Annotated in this window: 1 protein-coding gene; it reads left to right on the plus strand. The window is 63.6% G+C overall.

The features are described 5' to 3' along the window. Positions 1-486, plus strand: a 486-nt coding sequence (locus XH80_RS02830; protein WP_271597240.1) for an IS66 family transposase, incomplete at both ends; no start/stop codon positions are given.

The raw sequence follows: 486 nt of genomic DNA on the forward strand, positions 1-486 counted from the left end.
ACCCGAGAGACGCGTGCGGACGCCCTGTCCGGGACGCTCGCCTTCTGCTGGTCGCATCTGCGGCGGCAGTTTGTGAAGATCGAACGGGAGGTGGCGCCAGCGCCAGCTCCGGTTGCCCGCGAGGCTCTCGAGCGTATCGCCCAGCTTTATGCGGTCGAGAAGGCTCTCCGCGGCCGATCTGCGGACGAGCGCCACGCCGGCAGGCAGGCGCATGCCAGGCCTCTGGCTGCAGCCTTGAAGCAGTGGTTTGAGGCCAAGCTTGATCACCTTGCACAGAAGAGCGACACGGCGAAGGCTTTGCGCTATGCGCTGCGGCATTGGAACGGCCTGACACTGTACCTTGATGACGGGCGCATCGAGATGGATACCAATGCGGTCGAGCGAGCGATGCGGCCGATCAAGCTCAACGCCAAGAACTCCCTTTTTGCCGGCTGCGACGAGGGCGCCGAGAATTGGGCAGTTCTGGCTTCGTTAATCGAGACCTGT

Origin of the sequence: Bradyrhizobium sp. CCBAU 45384, from assembly GCF_028128665.1 — a bacterium.
Taxonomy (GTDB): Bacteria; Pseudomonadota; Alphaproteobacteria; order Rhizobiales; family Xanthobacteraceae; genus Bradyrhizobium; species Bradyrhizobium manausense.